This is a genomic window from Thioalkalivibrio sp. HK1 (assembly GCA_000583135.1).
GTDB lineage: Bacteria > Pseudomonadota > Gammaproteobacteria > HK1 > HK1 > HK1.
Window position 1 is genome coordinate 66,575 of the sequence record JFBG01000038.1, and the last position, 17,624, is coordinate 84,198.

Genomic DNA, 17,624 nt, shown 5'->3' on the forward strand with positions numbered 1-17,624 from the left:
GCAGGCTTTGAACACGAGAGCAGGCACGCAACCGGGCGAAAGATGTCAATGCAACGGCTACCTCGGACATCTCCCTTCGCATCACGACAATCAATCGCTTTTAGGTATCTTCGAATTCGGATATGCAAAAAGGAATAAACTAGGCACCGAGTCACTGCCTTGATGACGTCCTCGTCGACGCATCATTCCAAGAACGTATATCCTCGAAGTTGATCGATCACTCACAGCCAGGAATGATATCAATGACTTTTTCAGAACGCCACGGCTATGCTCAGACGCCACCGATCACCATCAGAGAAAGTGCGCCGAGTGGCTTACGAGATGCTATGATAGAAAACGCTATCGAATGCGGACTAAAGTACAAAGACATTCGTTCCATGCTATGTCGCATTATGGCCCATGAAATCGATGATAACAACTGGAGCGAAGTTCCTAACATTCGAGATGAAGTTCTTGATGCCGTTAGTAAGTATTCTTGGTACGAAGTCTATGACATAATAGAGGAGATCCTGCGTCTTATCGAAAAGAAACCCCTCCATGATAGAACAGATAAATATATTGAAAGCATGAATAATCTCTTTATCAAGTTAGGTATCGGCTGGGAACTCAAACGAGGCGAAGGAGTCGTATATCGCGGTAATGATGCTTTCCAATCTGCGACCGCCAATGTCGAAAACGACCTGCAAACCACAGGTCGGAAAAATGCTGCTTCCGAAATCAAAGAGGCAATCAAAGACATTTCTCGACGACCCGAACCCGATATAACCGGGGCAATCACGCATGCGATGAGCGCTCTTGAATGCGTTTCGCAAAATATCTTGGGAAGCAAAAATACGCTCGGCAAAATCGCTAACAGTCTTGAGTTGCCAAAACCCTTGGACGAAGCTGTAAACAAACTCTACGGATTTGCCTCTCAACACGGACGACATGTCAGCGAAGAGAGCCGCCCAACATCCGATGATGCGGAATTGGTAGTTCATATATCCTGTGCGATCTGCACATATCTCACGAAAAAACATAGTCCATCCACCAAAGAAGATGATATGGAATTCTGAAAATCATAGATTGAAGAAGTAATATCCCAAAATCTGAGTGAAGCATAAATCATCTTCCGATAAAAAACGCCAACACCATGACCACACCCACCACAAACCCCATAGGCGAAGAAGACAACCTTCGCGCCAACACCTACAGCCTGCTTGCCGCCCTCTTCGCCGCACCGCCGCAAGCGGATCTGATCGATCGCCTGCTACAGGCAGGATCGCTCCCATCCTCTACGAATAAGGTAAATTCGCCCCTACCCGCTTCAGAAACCACCGAAAACAGCCTAGCCCATGCTTGGCAAATCTTACGAGAGGCAGCGCAGACAGCCGATATCGATGCCATCGACAGCGAATACCACACCCTTTTCATCGGCGTCGGCCGAGGCGAACTCATCCCCTACGGCTCGTGGTATCAAACCGGTTTCATGATGGACCGCCCCCTAGCCGCCTTGCGCACCGAACTCGACGCCTTGGGCTTCGAACGCATCGATGGAGTCAAAGAACCCGAAGACCACGTCGCCGCCCTATTGGAAACCATGGCCCTCATCATCACCACCGACGAGTTCACCTTCGAAACACAACAACGATTCTTCACCCGCCACATCGACCCTTGGATGCACAGTTTCTTCAAAGACCTGACCAAAGCCAACAACGCCGACTTCTATTCCAAGGTAGGAAGATTCGCCACCACCTTCCTCACCTTCGAATCCCGCTACCTCTCGAGCACTATCGTCCCATCAACATCAACATCAACAACCTGATTCTCCACAAACAGTCAGCAGGAGGCCTTTCGATGAATAGCAACTCCGAGTCTTTCTCCAATTCCCAGAAAACCGCCTTCGTCCAAGCCTTTTTGAAGGCGATCATGCTTGATGATCGGTCTTTGGACAAAAATGAGATGGAACATCTCTATCGAATCTTCTCGCGCTTGTCGATCGAATCGGATGAGCGACAGGAGGTTGTCTATCGGGCAACCTTCGAACCACAAGACATTATCGATGGCACATCCGACTTTGAGGCGGATCAGCGAATCAAGGCGCAATTGCTAATCGAGATTTTTTCTTATCTGGATACAACTCCTGATCGTGAGGTAATTTTTGAAGACATTCGCAGAGAATTTTCCGACGCTCAAATCGCATCTTTACAAAAGGAGGGTCAGCAAAGGAATCAACATTTCATATCTTTCAAAGAAAAAATAAAAGAAACCATCGAAAAATATAACAGCATCAGTGATAACGCGGGAAAGGACATCGATGAAGAGAGTTTCTGGCGCAAGATAAAAAACGTAGCGAAGAAGATGGGCAAAGAAACTCTGAGATTGGTGCTCGTACTTTGGTATTGCTTCCGAGATCCGGATACTCCGAAAAAAATCAAGGCGGCTTTGGCCGCTGCTTTGCTCTATTTCATCAGTCCTATCGATGCCATCCCCGACTTTACTCCTCTTATCGGTCTAACTGACGATGCCGGCGTAATCGCTTTGGCAGTGAATCTCTTCGCGTTTTATCTTAAGAAACATCATTGGAAGCAATCGGATGAAAAGTTGAGTGAGTGGTTTGGTGAAGACTACGAAAGCCCTGACAAGAATAAGGGGGCGGACGGTGACGATGATATCATTCAAGAAATCCAGTGCATCGTTTCATACGCCGACACTGATCGAAAATCGTTCGAGGAAAAACGGCGAATCGATTTCAACAATATCATCAATCACCTTCGCCATATCTCCAAAGATTATAGAGTATGACTCTCATTTCACAGAATGCGGAGGGTGTAATAATGAATGAAATTCATAAAAATGGCTACATTGTCAAATTCAAATTGCCCGGGGAGGACTTTTGGCGCTCCAGCCCTGATGGCCTTTGGCAATCACGTCGAGAAATGTTTGGGCGCCCTTACATGCGGCGTCTTTTGAGGTCGCTTGAAGATAAGTATGGACCGGGAGTGGAGGTGAAAATATTCGAATCGGTCGATTGAACAAGTAGAAGGCTTTGGGCACAAGAAGAAACGGCCATACTGCGAAGCGCTCGGTTGTTTCATCCGTCTCGGATCAACAACCATTGAGACTCTTGGGTCTAGGGTTGAGGCGGGCATAAATCAAGGTGCCCACTTCGGTCTCTTGTCTTGATACATCCTACGAGTGAGTCTCTTGGACGATAACTTGTACGCTGGGCAGATGCACTTTTTCCGCTCCCAGCCCCTAGGGCTGCTGTCCGAGAGCGTATCGATCAATCTCGCAATGTGTCCGGATTCGGTCATATTTTCGATATGAATCTGTCACATCCAAGCACCAAGATATGCGCCGACCGGGTTTCGGCTTTGCCAATAGACAGCCGATAGCCCATCGGTCGCATCTTGCAATTCTCGTTGCACTTGGTGTGTTGCCGCCTTCAAAGGCGACCCGCCTGCTATCCAAGAGGAAATCGGACAATGACCGATCATGATCTGTCTTTCGATGAGTATGACGAGTTGAACAATCCGCCCCCGGCCGAGACGGATTTCGAGGGGGTCGTTGAGCGCGCGATGTCGCGTCGGGGCTTTTTACACAGCACAGGGGCGATGGGGGCGGCGGCGTTTGCGATGAGTGCCGGTTTCTTGGTGCCCTCTCGCACCGAAGCGACCACTGCTTGGCTCGATTTCGAGCCGATCGCGGCCAATGGTCTTGATACCGTCACCCTGCCGAAGGGCTTCCAATGGCATATCGTGACGAGTTGGGGCGATCCGTTGTGGTCCCAAGGGATGGACTTCGATCACGAAACGCGCGGGAGCGGTACCAGCCAAGCGGCGGCTTTCGGGGATAACAACGACGGCATGGCGCTGTTCGATATCGAGGGCGCATCGGTGCTGGTCGTCAATAACGAGTATGTCAACCAAAAGATCATCTACGGCAACCGCGCTTCCAAAAAGCCCGAGAGCGCCGATGATGTCATGAAGGGCAAGGCGGGGCATGGCGTGAGCATCATGCAGGTAAGGCTCGAAGGCGGCGATGGTCGAGCGCGACAATGGAGGGTGGTCAAGGATGCACCGCTCAACCGACGCATCACCGCCGATACGCCGATGTCCCTGACCGGCCCCGCACGGGGCCATGCTCTGCTCAAAACCGCTGCCGATCCGAGCGGGACTCGATCGTTGGGCACTTGGAATAACTGCGGAAACGGCCGCACACCTTGGGGCACCTACCTCGCCTGCGAGGAGAACTTCAACGGCTACTTCTCTAGCAGCGATGCGGATTTCGAGATCCCGGCGGCGCTCAAACGCTATGGTATCAACAAGGAAGATTGGGGATACGCTTGGGCCACCGCCGACGAGCGCTTCGATGTCTCCAAGCATCCGAACGAGCCGAATCGCGCCGGCTACGTCGTCGAGATCGATCCTTCCGATCCGAGTTCGACCCCGAAAAAGCGCACCGCCTTGGGCCGCTTCAAACACGAGAACGCCGAGGTGGTGATCGCCAAGGACGGCCGTATCGTGGTCTACATGGGAGACGACGAACGCGGCGAGTTCCTCTACAAGTTCATCAGCGCTGGCAAATACGCCATGGGCGGCGACAACGCCGACCTGCTCGAGGACGGCGCCCTGTTCGTGGCCAAGTTCGATGACGACGGCACCGGCAAGTGGGTCGAACTCACCCCGCAATCCACCGGCATGGCATCGAAAGCCGAGATTTGCATCCACACCCGGCAGGCGGCATCCGCCGTCGGCGCCACCACGATGGATCGACCGGAATGGGTCGCCGTCAACCCGATGAAGATAGAGGGTTATTGCTGCCTGACCAATAACAAGAATCGCGGCAAGAAACCCAATGCGGGCGGAGATCCGACCCCGGCGGGCGGCCCCAACCCTCGCGCCGGCAACCTCTACGGGCAAATCGTGCGCTGGCACCTCGAAGACCACACCTCGCAGGATTTCGAGTGGGATCTCTTCGCCATCGCCGGCAACCCGACCGTGCACGAGGACGATCGCCAAGGCTCGCCCAACATCACCGACGAGAACATGTTCAACTCGCCCGACGGCTTGGCATTCGACTCCCAAGGCGGCCTTTGGATCCAAACCGATGGCAACTACTCGAACGAGGGCGACTTCGCCGGACACGGCAACAACCAGATGCTCTTCGCCGACACCGTCACCGGCGAGATCAAACGGTTCATGGTCGGCCCGAACGAGTGCGAGGTCACCGGCTTCGCTTGGAGCACCGACAAAAAGACCATGTTCGTCGGCATCCAACACCCGGGCGAAAAGGGCAACAGCCACTTCCCCGGCGGCGGCAACAGCGTACCCCGCTCGTCGATCATCGCCATCACCAGAGAAGACGGCGGCATGATAGGCTAAACGCCACTTGGCCTCGGGTAGGCCACCACGCGCCGAGCCGATTCTTTCGGCTCGGCGCTTTTTTCATGTCGATGGGGGTCGATCGGCGGTCCACTTTGAACGCCCGTCCCCACCGCTTTCGACACACGCGATGATTGACAAAATCACCGAATGGTTCGCTCGTTTCAAATTAAACTTCAACCACGCCAATGATTGAAGAGTATTTGGCACCGAAAGGCAAACCCATCCATCTGCTGAAATCACTCGAATTCTCGACCAATCCCGCAAGACAGCAAAAAAGCGACAGGAGCAAAAATCCACCATGACAGCACCGAAAACCTTCGTAGCGATCATCATCGCCTCCGCTCTCATCGTCGGGTACAACCCGAGCGTAAGGAGCGAAACCGGGCAAACGACATCCTTGCATCGGGCCGCATCGGAAGGAGACATAGAAACAATCGAGATGCTGGTCAAGGCAGGTGCGGATATAAATGCAAGGGATCGGTACGGACAGACACCCCTATACCGTGCCGTATGGAGAGGGCATCCCAACGCTGTCAAGGCATTGTTCGAAGGAGGGGCTGACCCGAACGCGACAGACAAGGATGGGTGGACACCCTTGTACATCGCCGCTCGTAACGGACATAATGATATTGTCAATACGCTAATCAAAGCAGATGCCAACCCGAACGCGATAACCAAGGATGGGGCGACACCCCTGTACTTCGCCGCTCAGAACGGACATAACGATGTTGTCAATGCGCTAATCAAAGCAGATGCCAATCCGAACGCGACAAACAAGGATGGGTGGACACCCCTGTACATCGCCGCTCGTAACGGACATAATGATATTGTCAATACGCTAATCAAAGCAGATGCCAACCCAAACACGATAATCAAGGATGGGGCGACACCCCTGCATATCGCCGCTTATAACGGACATAACGATGTTGTCAATACGCTAATCAAAGCAGATGCCAACCCAAATGCGACAGACAAGGATGGGTGGACACCCCTGCATGACGCCGCATACAAAGGTCATACCAATGTCATCGCGGCACTGATAAAGGCAAATGCTGATATCAGCGCGACTGACTATCAAGACCAAACGCCATTACAGATTGCACGTCAACAGGATCACACCGCCGCGGCCGATTTGCTGCTGGTCAAGGCCATTCAGATCGAGGCGCTTAGGGAAACGACGCCGCTGCACATCGCCGCCGGTTTGGGGGATGTGGGCATGATCAAGAACTTGGTCGAAGACGGCGCTCGGCTAAGGGCGAAGGATGAGAACGAGTTCACTGCCTTGCACCTCGCTGCAAGGGAAGGTCATGTTGCTGCGATCGAGGCTTTGCTCGAAGCGGGTGCGAATCCGAATGCTATGAGCATGGACAAGTGGACGCCTTTGCATCTGGCTGCTTATAACGAGCATTTGGATGAAGTCGTTGCGCTGGTAAAAGGTGGTGCGGATCTGAATGCGAGGGACGATGACGGGAGCACGCCTTTGCATATCGTCGTGGCTGCCAAACATAAGGACATGGTCGCAATGTTGATCGATATCGGAGCAGATCCGAATGCAAAGGACGATGATGGCTGGACGCCCTTGCATCTTGCGGCGGAGAACGGGCTCGATAATATTGTCAAGTCTCTGATCAATGCCGGGGGAAATCCGAATGGGGAGACGGATTTCGGATCGACTCCCTTGCATCTGGCTGCCCGGAACGGGTATGGGGATGCGATCGAGTTGCTGATCAAAGCCGGGGCGGTGCCAAGTGCGACGGATCGGCAAGGGCGAACGCCCTTCGAACTGGCGGCGAAGAGCGGTTTCGATGATATCTATCGGGAGGCGGTTGCCGATGCTCGTCGGTGAGATTTCGGTGTTTTGGGTGAAACCTGCTAGGGCTCGTTATTGATTGACCTGCAAGATGAGCTTTGACGAGCGAGTGTGAAATCTGGCGGCGATGCGATGATGGGTTGCCGGGTCGGGGGCTTTCAAAGAGGTGGAAGCACTATTTGCCATCAAGGAGAGCTCGATCTTCTTCGATCTACGAGGCATTTTTCCCCAGACTGCCATCGATCCCGGCTATCGCTGTCAATCATCGCAGCGCGGCACCACCACCGACGCCCTGCCTTGCGCCGGATCTCGCTATCGGGGCTCTACCGGTGCAGCGAATCATGGCAAAACTCGCCGCTGCGATTCCGGTGCCGGTCAGGACCCGATCACCCCCTGGCCCCTTTCCTCACCAACTCGATCAGGTCATCGAGTTTGCCCTCTATCCTGTCGATATCCCGGCGCATCGATTTCATCTCCCGTCGGGTAGCTTCGCTCTCTCGGCGGCAGGCGTCGCTCGATTCCTTGACCTTGCGGTTGACGGTGATTTTCACCTCCCTCACCGCCTGCTCGATGTCGTTCTCGATATCTCGCCGCAGGTCGGCCCCGGCTATCGGCGAGGTGGCGAGTGCCGTGAAACAAACGGCCACGGCGATGGCTCTTCGCATGATTCGGTATTTCATCTCGTGCCTCCTGTCGGTCGTGTGATGGAAAGGGAGCCTTGTCGCTGTCATGAATTGACGATGCCCGCTTTGAATCGCTCGAAGGGCAAGGCGGTAAGGTGGGTATCTCGAGATTCGGTCCGGTCGCGGATCACCCAAGGGCAAGCCTATTGCGAAGGTGAGTCTCGCGTCAGCGTTCGCATTCGGCATATCCAAGAAATCGAAAGAGGGCAAGCCCGCGCCGACCTGCCGACCTGCCCTCGAACCCTCGACCTTCGCCGAGTCGAACCCTTGCCGATCAAGGTCACCCTCGCCCATGCTACGAGGAGGCTCCGAAGCCTTGGGTCAGTGCCTCTTCATGCGCTCCTTCATGCGCCCCTTCGCAAAGTCCCTTCCGAGTCCCACCCGAATTCGAGCACTTGAAATTCAATATCCTTTTTGGGGTATCATCGTGCGCGATATAACACGCCTTTTAAGAGGAGGCACCCAAATGAAAACGAAAGAACCCTCGATCCGCGAACGGCGGGCGTTTTTGAAAAAGGCGATGGCAGGCGGCGGAGTGGTCGCCGCAGCAGCGGTGGCAAGTCGCGCCGTCGATGCCGAGCCATCGTCCCTCGATAGTTCCACCCCCTTGACTGACACCCCCTCGCGCGGCTACCGCGTGACCGAGCATATCGATCGGTATTACCGCTTGGCGCGCTTTTGACGCCGAACCGCAACCTTTGAGGAGAACGACTCATGAAGTTAATCAAGAAGAGTTCCCGGGGGCCAAGCGGCGGTGTCGGTGTTGCCGCTCCCGGTGAAGGGATCGGGCGCAGGGCATTCCTTGCGCGCTCCGGTTTGACCATGGGCGGGGCGGCCGTGGCCACGATGGTTCCCGCCACGATGATGCGAAAGGCCAAAGCCGCGGTCGGCCACGGCCCGAAAGATAACGTCCCCACCGAGATACGGCGCAGCGTTTGTACCCACTGCTCCGTCGGCTGCGGAGTCATGGCCGAGGTCCAAAACGGTGTGTGGACCGGTCAGGAGCCGGATTTCGATTCCCCGCTGAACTTGGGCGCGCATTGCGCAAAGGGCGCATCGGTGCGCGAGCACGGCATCGGCACCCGTCGCCTCAAATACCCGATGAAACTGGTCGGCGGCCAGTGGAAACGCATGGGCTGGGATGATGCCGTCAACGAGATCGGCGATGCCATGCTGCGGATCAGGCAGGAATCGGGGCCGGATTCGGTGTACTGGCTCGGCTCCGCCAAGCACAGCAACGAGCAGGCCTACCTCTTCCGCAAGTTCGCCGCCTATTGGGGCACGAACAATGTGGACCATCAGGCGCGGATCTGCCATTCGACGACGGTGGCGGGAGTGGCCAATACATGGGGCTACGGCGCCATGACCAACTCCTACAACGATATGCACAACTGCAAGGCGATGATCTTCGTCGGCTCCAACCCCGCCGAAGCCCATCCGGTGGCGATGCAGCATATCCTGCGGGCCAAGGAAAACGGGGCGAAGATGATCGTTTGCGATCCGCGCTTCACCCGTACCGCAGCCCACGCTGACCTGCACGTTCCGCTGCGTCCGGGGTCGGATGTGGGGCTGATGTGGGGCATGCTCTGGCATATCTTCGAAAATAAATGGGAAGACAATCGCTATATCAACCAGCGCGTCTACGGGATGGATCAGATCCGCGAAGAGGTCGCCAAGTGGACGCCGGAAGAGACCTTGAAAGTCACCGGAGTGCCCGGCGATACGGTCAAGGCCGCAGCGCAGTTGATGGCGGAGAATCGCCCCGGCACCATCGTATGGTGCATGGGCGGAACCCAGCACACCATCGGCAACAACAACACCCGCGCCTACTGCGTGTTGCAGCTTGCGCTGGGGAATATCGGCAAATCCGGTGGCGGGGCCAATATCTTCCGCGGTCATGACAATGTCCAAGGGGCAACGGACTTGGGCGTGCTCTCCCACACGCTGCCCGGTTACTACGGGCTTTCGGCCGGGGCGTGGACGCATTGGTCCAGGGTATGGGAAACCGATCTCGACTGGCTCAAGGGGCGCTTCGATCCGACCCCGGTGATGGGGGACGGGGGCAAGGAAGTCCTGCCCATGAACTACAAGGGGATCCCCGTTTCGCGCTGGATCGACGGTGTCAACGAGGATAAGGAGAATATCGGCCAGCGCGATACCCTGCGGGCGATGGTGCTTTGGGGGCATGCCGTCAACAGCCAAACCCGCGGGATCGAGATGAAGAAGGCGCTGGAAAAACTCGATCTCCTCGTCATCATCGACCCCTACCCCACCCATGCGGCGGTGATGAACGATCGCAAGGACGGAACGTGGCTGCTGCCGGCGGCGACGCAGTTCGAGACCTACGGCTCGGTCACCGCTTCCAACCGTTCGATCCAGTGGCGCGACAAGGTGATCGATCCGATATGGGAGTCGTTGCCCGACCACACCATCATGGCCAAGTTCGCCCGCAAACTCGGTTTTGCGGATGAGCTCTTCAAGAATATCCGGGTCGATGCCTCCACCGACGAGCCCGAGGTCGAAGACATCACCCGCGAGATCAATCGCGGTATGTGGACCATCGGCTACACCGGTCAGAGCCCGGAAAGGCTCAAGCTGCACGCCGAGAATCGCAAGACCTTCGATACCACCACCTTGAGGGCCGAAGGCGGTCCCGCCGATGGCGACTACTACGGCATGCCGTGGCCGTCTTGGGGGAATCCGGATACCGAGTTCACATACATCAACACCAAGGGTGAGCGGGTTACCAAGAAGGGGCATCCGGGCACCCCGATCCTCTACAACACGAGCATGGCGGTGGGCGATGGCGGTTTGACCTTCCGCGCCCGCTTCGGGGTGGAGCGAGAGGGCGTGAACCTGCTCGCCGAGGGGGTTCACAGCGTGAGTTCGGATCTGACCGACGGCTACCCGGAGTTCAACCACGCCGTGCTCAAGCAGTTGGGCTGGTGGTACGAACTCACGCCCGAGGAAAGGGATGCCGCCGACGGCAAGAACTGGAAGACGGATCTTTCCGGCGGAATCCAAAGGGTGGCCATCAACCACGGCTGCGCCCCCTTCGGCAACGCCAAGGCGCGAGCGGTGGTGTGGACCTTCCCGGATCCGGTGCCGATCCACAGAGAGCCTTTGTTCTCCCCGGATCGCGATCTGGTCGCCAAGTACCCGACCTACGAAGATCGCAAGCGCTTCTATCGCCTGCCCACCCGCTACTCCTCCTTGCAGGCCACCGACCATTCGGGCGAGTTCCCTTTGATCTTCTCGAGCGGACGACTGGTCGAGTACGAAGGCGGGGGCGAGGAGCAGCGATCGACGATCTGGCTGGCGGAACTGCAGCAGGATATGTTCGTCGAGATGCATCCCAAGGATGCCAACGATCGCAGTATCCAAAACGGCCAGATGGTGTGGATCGAAACCCCCACCGACGGAACGGCGAGGATCAAGGCCAAGGCCTTGGTCACCCGCAGGGTGACTCCGGGGGTGATCTGGACGCCCTTCCACTTCGGCGGCTTTTTCCAAGGCGAGGATCTCTTGGATAAGTACCCCGAGGGGTGCGCCCCTTACGTACGCGGTGATGCCTGCAATACCGCGATGACCTACGGCTACGACTCGGTGACCCAGATGCAAGAGACGAAGGTCACCTTGTGCCAGATCCGCGCCGCCTGAGACCCTAAGGAGAATCGTCATGGCTCGAATGAAGTTTCTCTGTGACGCCGAGCGCTGCATCGAATGCAACGGCTGCGTCACCGCTTGCAAGAACGAGCACGAGGTGCCGTGGGGGGTCAACCGGCGGCGCGTGGTGGTGCTCGATGACGGGGTGCCGGGCGAAAAGTCCATCTCGGTGGCATGCATGCATTGCACCGACGCCCCTTGCGCTGCCGTGTGTCCGGTGGACTGCTTTTACACCACCGACGATGGCATCGTTCTGCACGACAAGGACCTGTGCATCGGCTGCGGGTACTGCTTCTATGCGTGTCCCTTCGGGGCGCCGCAGTATCCGCAAAAGCAGGCCTTCGGGGTGCGCGGCAAGATGGATAAGTGCACCTTCTGCGCCGGCGGCCCGGCCGAGGACAACTCCGAGGCCGAGTATGAGAAATACGGTCGCAACCGCATCTCCGAAGGCAAGCTCCCGCTATGCGCCGAGTTCTGCTCGACGAAGGCCCTGCTCGCAGGAGACGGCGATCTGGTCGCCGATATCTACCGCGAGCGCCTGACCCGTCGCGGGGGGCGTCCCCAGCAATGGGGATGGGATACCGCCTACATCGAGAAGAGCTGATCTCGGCGGAATCGCCTTGACGGGCGTGCGGTCGAGCAATCGCTGCGAGCCTATCGCGAACGTGAGCGCAAGGAAACCCTCGGGGCGGGCGTTATGGCCCGATGCCTCGCCTCCCCCGAGGATCTTTTCGGCGATATGGGTTGCGGGACGGTCTTAATCTCACCTGCGCCTTCGCGCTTGCTCGCCCGAGGCGCGCTTTGTCCAAGAGCGACGACGGGGCTTTTCGTTTTCGCGCTGGGGTATCGAAGCCCGGGGCCGCTTTGGCTCGATGCCATCGGTGATGTCCCGAACTAAGAGAAAGCGATCGATGGGCCGGTCGCCGGATGCAAGACCCCGAAAGCGCCGCTCATTCTCGGCCAGGCGCTCGCAAAGACTTGAGGAGTGCGCATCATGAACATGAATATCACCATCAATGTGGCATTCGTCGTGATGGCCGTCGCCATTGCCCTGCCGGTCTCCGTCGGGCTCGGCATCATCCTCGCCGGCGGTGCGGTGCTTGCATGGGCCGTGAACGAATGGAGTGAAAAGTACGCCGGTAGAAGCAAAGAGAAGGACGAATGACCGCCTCTTAGCAGCATGGTCGGTTCAAGCGGCGATGCGTCGTCGCAAAGGCCGATATGCCGATCGATCCGAACGATGATGGGTGAGTGGTGGACGGATGGGGGCTATGGCTTCGATAGCAAGCAAGCGATCGACATCGAAATCCCCCTTCTCTCAATGCCCGCAAACGTCAATCACCCCAATAACTTCCTTGCCCGAAATTCGATCGACCCCCACCTTAGAGGAGATAACCGAAGCCATGAGACCCGCAACAAGCGCAAGGATCCTCGGGGCAGCGATGGCCACCGTCCTCCTCGCCGGATGCTGGGATTCGACGGAAGTCAACTTGCACCGCCCCGGTGAATACAAGGGCGAAAGCGATCCCCTGCTCGATCAAAGCGCCACGACAAGGATCGACTCGCTAAGCGAACGATTCCAAACGGTGCAAACGGATCGCTAAGCCGCTTTGTGACAAAGAACGCTCCCCCATCGAGAAGAGCGCGAAGAAAAAAAGAGGAGTTCACGCCATCATGCGAAATACACCGATGACCCCTTCGCGTCGTAAACGCTACTTTCGGATCACCCTTGCCAGCGTCATCCTGATCGTGGCGGGGGCGATGCTTCTGCCCTTGATCGGTTACCTCCAAGTCGGGCTTTCCGGTTTGCCGGACGCGAAAGCGCAAAGCCAGACCCAAAGCGCCGACTCCGCCAATCCGCGCTCCAACTATTGGCGGGCGGTTCGAGAAGGACAAGAGCGAGTCGGCGAAGACGGCGCCGTCTTGGATTACAGCTCCGTCACCGGCAAACCGATGCCCGGCGACAGCGACGCCTTGTGGATCAATCGAGAGGCGAACAATCTCATCAACGGTACCGGTCAGAACTGGCGTCAGATCCGCAACCGGATCATCGCCGTCTACGGCGGCTGGATCCTCTTCGGAATCATCGTCGCCATCTCGCTTTTCTATGTCATCCGCGGAAAGGTCAAACTCGAAGACGGCAACTCCGGAGTCAAGGTTCAGCGCTGGACACCCTTCGAACGATTTGTCCACTGGGTGACCGCCGTCGCCTTCGTCATCTTGGCCGCCACCGGACTTAGCCTGCTCTTCGGACGAACGGTGCTGATCCCGCTGATGGGGCCGGAGGGCTTCTCGGTATGGGCGACCATGGCCATGGGAATGCACGAGTTCTTCGGTCCTTGGGTCTTCACCCCCGGAGTGGTGTTCATGATCATCTTGTGGCTCGCCGACAACATCCCGGAAAAAGGCGATCTCGAGTGGTTCATCAAAGGCGGGGGCATGGTCGGCAAGGGCCATCCGAGTAGCGGACGACTCAACGCCGGCGAAAAGGTCTGGTTCTGGTTCATCGCCACCTTCGGTGCCGCCTGCGTCGTCAGCGGAATCATCTTGTGCTTCCCCACGCTGTGGGAACAAACCCGAGACACCATGCAGTTGGCCCACATCGTGCACGGAGCCTGCTCCTTGATGTGGATCGCCTTCTGGCTCGGCCACGCCTACATCGGCACCATCGGCTCCGAGGGTTCGTTGGAAGCCATGACCACCGGCTACGTGGACGTCAACTGGGCCAAACAACACCACGACCTCTGGTACGAGGAAATCGCCGACAACGCCGAGCACACCCACGAGGGCGGCTCCCAACCCCCGCCCACCCAGCCCGACGGCACCCGCTCGGACTCCGCTCCCACCACCGCTTGAGGCCAGTCTTTCCCTCGAAAGACAAGCAAGGGCCGGCGGGAGCACTTGCCTGCCAAGCAACGAAAGCCGCCACCGACGAGGTGGCGGCTTTTCGCTCGAACCGTCGATAGCGCATACGAACCTGCAAAGAGACAAGAAATACGATTCGGTAGACAACTCCATAATAATTCTACTGCCTTGAATACTCGATATCGGGGGACTATCGAATCGCTCGCGATCATCGACCAAAAACGAAGGAAGAAAATCGTGCTTCTAGGTGATAAGATGGAATCCAGCGGGAGATTTTTGTTTCGTTGGAGGAGTTATTTTCTGCTTTGCTTCGCTCCCTTGATCATATTGTCTCTACGAGAGCCTGAATATCTGGAACTGTATCTCGGCGACACGCTCGAGGATCTGTTCGAGTATTTTTGTGTGGCCATTATGCTTGCCGGTTTAGCGCTGCGAGTGTTCACCGTTGCTTATGTACCCAAAGGGACATCCGGTCGAACAACGAAAACCCAGATTGCCGACACCTTGAACACAACCGGTCTTTACTCCGTGGTGCGAAATCCGCTCTACCTCGGTAATTGTCTAATCTATTTAGGGATATTGCTCTTTTCGCAGAAGTTTTTGATCACCCTGTGCATCTGCTTTTTTCTCGTGATTTACTACGAACGCATCATATTGGCGGAAGAAGCCTTCCTCACACGTCAATTCAAGGACAGCTACCTGCAATGGGCAAAGAAGACTCCGGCGTTCATCCCGAATTTGACATTATGGCAACCGCCCCGTTTACCCTTCTCGCTAAAATCAGTGCTTCGTAGAGAGTACACCACTTGGCTCGTCGCATTTTTCTCGCTGTTTTGCATCGAAGTCGGCGGTGATTTATTGGCTGACGCCAACCGGATCGATACCAGTTGGCTGATCGCATTGATAATTGCTTGCGTGCTTTACTTGGTTTTGCGACAGATCAAAAAGCAAACCAACCTTCTCGATGTCGATGGTCGGTAGAATAATCGCCATCTCTCACTCTTGCGGCTACCGCAGGCGGGACTCCCTTGGATCTCTGCGCAGAAAAAGAACGTACCGCACGAACAAGACCGGATCAATACCGCCTACGAAGCCAATCTATCGGACATCATGATTCCGACGAATAAGATGCACTGCACCATCGATTTCAGAACGGTTTGGCAACAATGAACCCTTCTACGCTACCCGAGCCGAACCATCTACCGAGGGCATCTCGCCTCGGCTGCTTGGTTTTTGAACATGTATCGAGTGTCTTGCCCTTGTCATCCAATATCATCACCGCTCTCTTGCTGCTATCGAGCATGTCGCTATTGCCGCTACCGACGAGTGCCGAATGGGAAGATGATCGGCTATCCCTCGCTCCCCTTTCCCGTTCGATCTCAGACGAGACGGAGAACGTTTCGAGCGAATCGTCTCGCGGCGAGATCGACCGAGACTTTGGAATCGCCCTCGAGCGGCGCGATATCGAGCGCGCTTTGTCTCTCTTGGCCAACGGCGCCGATCCTGATTTGCGTCTTCGCCATGGAAAAACCGCCCTGATGAGCGCGGCGAAAATCGGATCCGCCGAACTCGTGGGTGAGATCATCCGGCTCGGTGCAGATATCAATGCCCTCAACGACAACGGTGGCAGCGCATTGATGTTCGCGGCCATCCCCGGCGATGCGGAAACGATTTCCTTGCTGATCGACCACGGAGCGGAGATCGACCACCGCGGGCACTTCGACTGGACCGCTTTGATGGTCGCAGCCTCGAAGGGACACGCCGGGGGTATCCGCATCTTGCTGGATCACGGCGCGGATCCCGCCCAACAGGATAGCTACGGCTTCACTCCTTTGATGCGAGCGGTGCAAGGCAACAAGAGCGCAGCGGTCACCACCCTGCTCGCCTACGAGCCCAAGGCCCTCGAAGCCAAGAACGAGCGAGGAGCCACCGCCTTGCATATCGCGGTCGAAGAAAACCTTCCCCTGCTGGTGAAAACTCTGCTCGAACACGGAGCCGACCCGAGTACCCCGGATAATGCCGGATACGACCCCGCCCACAAAGCCACCGCCCACGGCTACCACGAAGTTCTCTCCCTGCTCGCTCACTCATCTGAGAAGCGATAGTCTCCGATCCAAGCCTCAATGGGGTGGATAGATACCCTTCGGCTTGGGCACTCGCAATACTGGATTCGATCGGCCTACCTAGCCGATCTCCGCCCTTCCCGTTTCACACCGCATCGACGATGCAGTTGTCAGCTGCGTCGAAGGCCAATCCCGACGTTCGGCTACTCTTCGTTGAGAAATCCTCGCATAAAATCGGATGCGGGGCTCGATCTTCACCCCTCGCTCAACCTCGTCGACCGGGCGAAAAGAGCATGGCATTACAATCGGCAACCCGTACGAAACGCAGGGTGAAGTCGGCATTCGATCCGAGAGACCCAAAGCAAAGCCGACCGCCCCTAGCGGGAGAGCCATCCCCGGCAAGAAGGAGAATCGAATGAACACCGACCTCTACGTGAGATACAACAGGAAGAATATCCAAGACCGACAAATCGACACGCTGATCGGTCTATCCAGAGCCTTTATTGCCGATCGGGTCGTCAACCAAGCCGAAGCGGAATGCTTGCACGCTTGGCTGGTACAAAGCAGCGACTCCAAAAACCCCATCGTCTTGAATCTGCTAAGCAAGGTGGCTCCGATGATGGAAGACGGAGAACTCGATGCCGAGGAAGCCGCCGAGCTCTTCAAACTGCTGCAAAACTTCTCCGGCGGCGAAGCCGAGCCGGACGAGGCATTCAAAACCACCCGTCTACCGGTCTGCTCCCCCGCTCCCGAAATCCATTTTCAAGGAGGCAGATTCCTATTCACCGGAACCTGCGCTTTCGGCACCAGAAAGCGGTGCCAAGAAGAAGTCGAAAGGCGAGGCGGAATCAACCTCGCAAGCGTCACCCGCAATCTCGATTACCTGATCTTGGGCGACTACGTAACCGCCAGCTGGGCCCACGAAACCTTCGGCCGCAAGATCGAAAAAGCCATGCAATACCGAGACGCCGGCGTACCCCTATCGATCATCACCGAAGAACATTGGCTCACCGAAGCGGGCTTGTAGCCAACGAAGATCGGCGCCTTCGGGCAGGCCGAACGCTTCGATCCATAGCGTCTCCAACCGAAAAACCCAGCCCAAGACATTGGAATATCAAGCCAAGCACGAGGCAAGACTTATCGAGTCTCACCGACATCGCTCACCAAA

The 17,624-nt window shown here is 56.5% G+C and carries 17 protein-coding genes; 16 read left to right on the forward strand and 1 reads right to left on the reverse strand.

The genetic code is table 11. The features are described from left to right. Positions 1-242: 242 nt before the first annotated feature. The 6 genes from BF99_RS0110840 to BF99_RS20765 all read left to right on the forward strand — a co-directional run bounded on the left by BF99_RS0110840 (position 243) and on the right by BF99_RS20765 (position 7,215). On the forward strand, positions 243-1,055 hold the full coding sequence (locus BF99_RS0110840) for an AbiJ-NTD4 domain-containing protein (RefSeq protein ID WP_156013265.1): 813 nt from the start codon (positions 243-245) through the stop codon (positions 1,053-1,055). A gap of 77 nt (positions 1,056-1,132) precedes the next feature. Further along, a complete protein-coding gene (locus tag BF99_RS0110845; protein ID WP_025770875.1) occupies positions 1,133-1,804 on the forward strand; it encodes a TorD/DmsD family molecular chaperone in 672 nt (223 codons plus the stop codon). Between the two features lie 32 nt (positions 1,805-1,836). Further along, positions 1,837-2,784: a YkvA family protein gene (locus BF99_RS22015; RefSeq protein ID WP_081759226.1), complete on the forward strand. Its 948-nt coding sequence runs from the start codon at positions 1,837-1,839 to the stop codon at positions 2,782-2,784. A 32-nt stretch (positions 2,785-2,816) separates the two neighbouring features. After that, entirely contained in the window at positions 2,817-3,014 is a 198-nt protein-coding gene (locus BF99_RS0110860) for a hypothetical protein (protein ID WP_156013266.1), read from the forward strand. Between the two features lie 453 nt (positions 3,015-3,467). Further along, on the forward strand, positions 3,468-5,366 hold the full coding sequence (locus tag BF99_RS0110865; protein WP_025770878.1) for a PhoX family protein: 1,899 nt from the start codon (positions 3,468-3,470) through the stop codon (positions 5,364-5,366). A 301-nt stretch (positions 5,367-5,667) separates the two neighbouring features. Beyond that, positions 5,668-7,215, forward strand: a complete 1,548-nt coding sequence (locus BF99_RS20765; protein ID WP_025770879.1) for an ankyrin repeat domain-containing protein — start codon at positions 5,668-5,670, stop codon at positions 7,213-7,215. Between the two features lie 350 nt (positions 7,216-7,565). On the opposite strand, the gene BF99_RS22930 is transcribed toward BF99_RS20765, so the two are convergent. Then, positions 7,566-7,859, reverse strand: coding sequence for a hypothetical protein (locus BF99_RS22930; protein WP_156013267.1), 294 nt, complete (start codon positions 7,857-7,859; stop codon positions 7,566-7,568). Positions 7,860-8,328: 469 nt separating this feature from the next. Between BF99_RS22930 and BF99_RS22935 the strand changes: the two genes are divergently transcribed. From BF99_RS22935 to BF99_RS0110940, 10 genes are all read left to right on the forward strand, one after another. Then, positions 8,329-8,544, forward strand: coding sequence for a hypothetical protein (locus BF99_RS22935; protein WP_025770881.1), 216 nt, complete (start codon positions 8,329-8,331; stop codon positions 8,542-8,544). A 32-nt stretch (positions 8,545-8,576) separates the two neighbouring features. Next, positions 8,577-11,522 carry a formate dehydrogenase subunit alpha gene (locus BF99_RS0110890; protein ID WP_025770882.1) on the forward strand — a complete coding sequence of 982 codons (2,946 nt, stop codon included), beginning with the start codon at positions 8,577-8,579 and terminating at the stop codon, positions 11,520-11,522. 19 nt (positions 11,523-11,541) lie between these two features. Continuing rightward, on the forward strand, positions 11,542-12,132 hold the full coding sequence (gene fdh3B / locus BF99_RS0110895; protein ID WP_025770883.1) for a formate dehydrogenase FDH3 subunit beta: 591 nt from the start codon (positions 11,542-11,544) through the stop codon (positions 12,130-12,132). A 390-nt stretch (positions 12,133-12,522) separates the two neighbouring features. Then, complete coding sequence (locus BF99_RS22940; RefSeq protein WP_156013268.1) at positions 12,523-12,693, forward strand: hypothetical protein; 171 nt, start codon at positions 12,523-12,525, stop codon at positions 12,691-12,693. A gap of 238 nt (positions 12,694-12,931) precedes the next feature. Beyond that, a complete protein-coding gene (locus BF99_RS0110915) occupies positions 12,932-13,132 on the forward strand; it encodes a hypothetical protein (protein ID WP_025770885.1) in 201 nt (66 codons plus the stop codon). 70 nt (positions 13,133-13,202) lie between these two features. After that, positions 13,203-14,384: a formate dehydrogenase subunit gamma gene (locus tag BF99_RS0110920; protein ID WP_025770886.1), complete on the forward strand. Its 1,182-nt coding sequence runs from the start codon at positions 13,203-13,205 to the stop codon at positions 14,382-14,384. A 264-nt stretch (positions 14,385-14,648) separates the two neighbouring features. After that, positions 14,649-15,374 carry a methyltransferase family protein gene (locus BF99_RS0110925; RefSeq protein WP_038098124.1) on the forward strand — a complete coding sequence of 242 codons (726 nt, stop codon included), beginning with the start codon at positions 14,649-14,651 and terminating at the stop codon, positions 15,372-15,374. 21 nt (positions 15,375-15,395) lie between these two features. Next, positions 15,396-15,563, forward strand: a complete 168-nt coding sequence (locus tag BF99_RS23415) for a hypothetical protein (protein ID WP_197019107.1) — start codon at positions 15,396-15,398, stop codon at positions 15,561-15,563. A gap of 89 nt (positions 15,564-15,652) precedes the next feature. Continuing rightward, entirely contained in the window at positions 15,653-16,498 is an 846-nt protein-coding gene (locus BF99_RS22020) for an ankyrin repeat domain-containing protein (protein ID WP_025770888.1), read from the forward strand. Positions 16,499-16,871: 373 nt separating this feature from the next. After that, a complete protein-coding gene (locus BF99_RS0110940; protein ID WP_025770889.1) occupies positions 16,872-17,483 on the forward strand; it encodes a BRCT domain-containing protein in 612 nt (203 codons plus the stop codon). Positions 17,484-17,624: the final 141 nt, after the last annotated feature.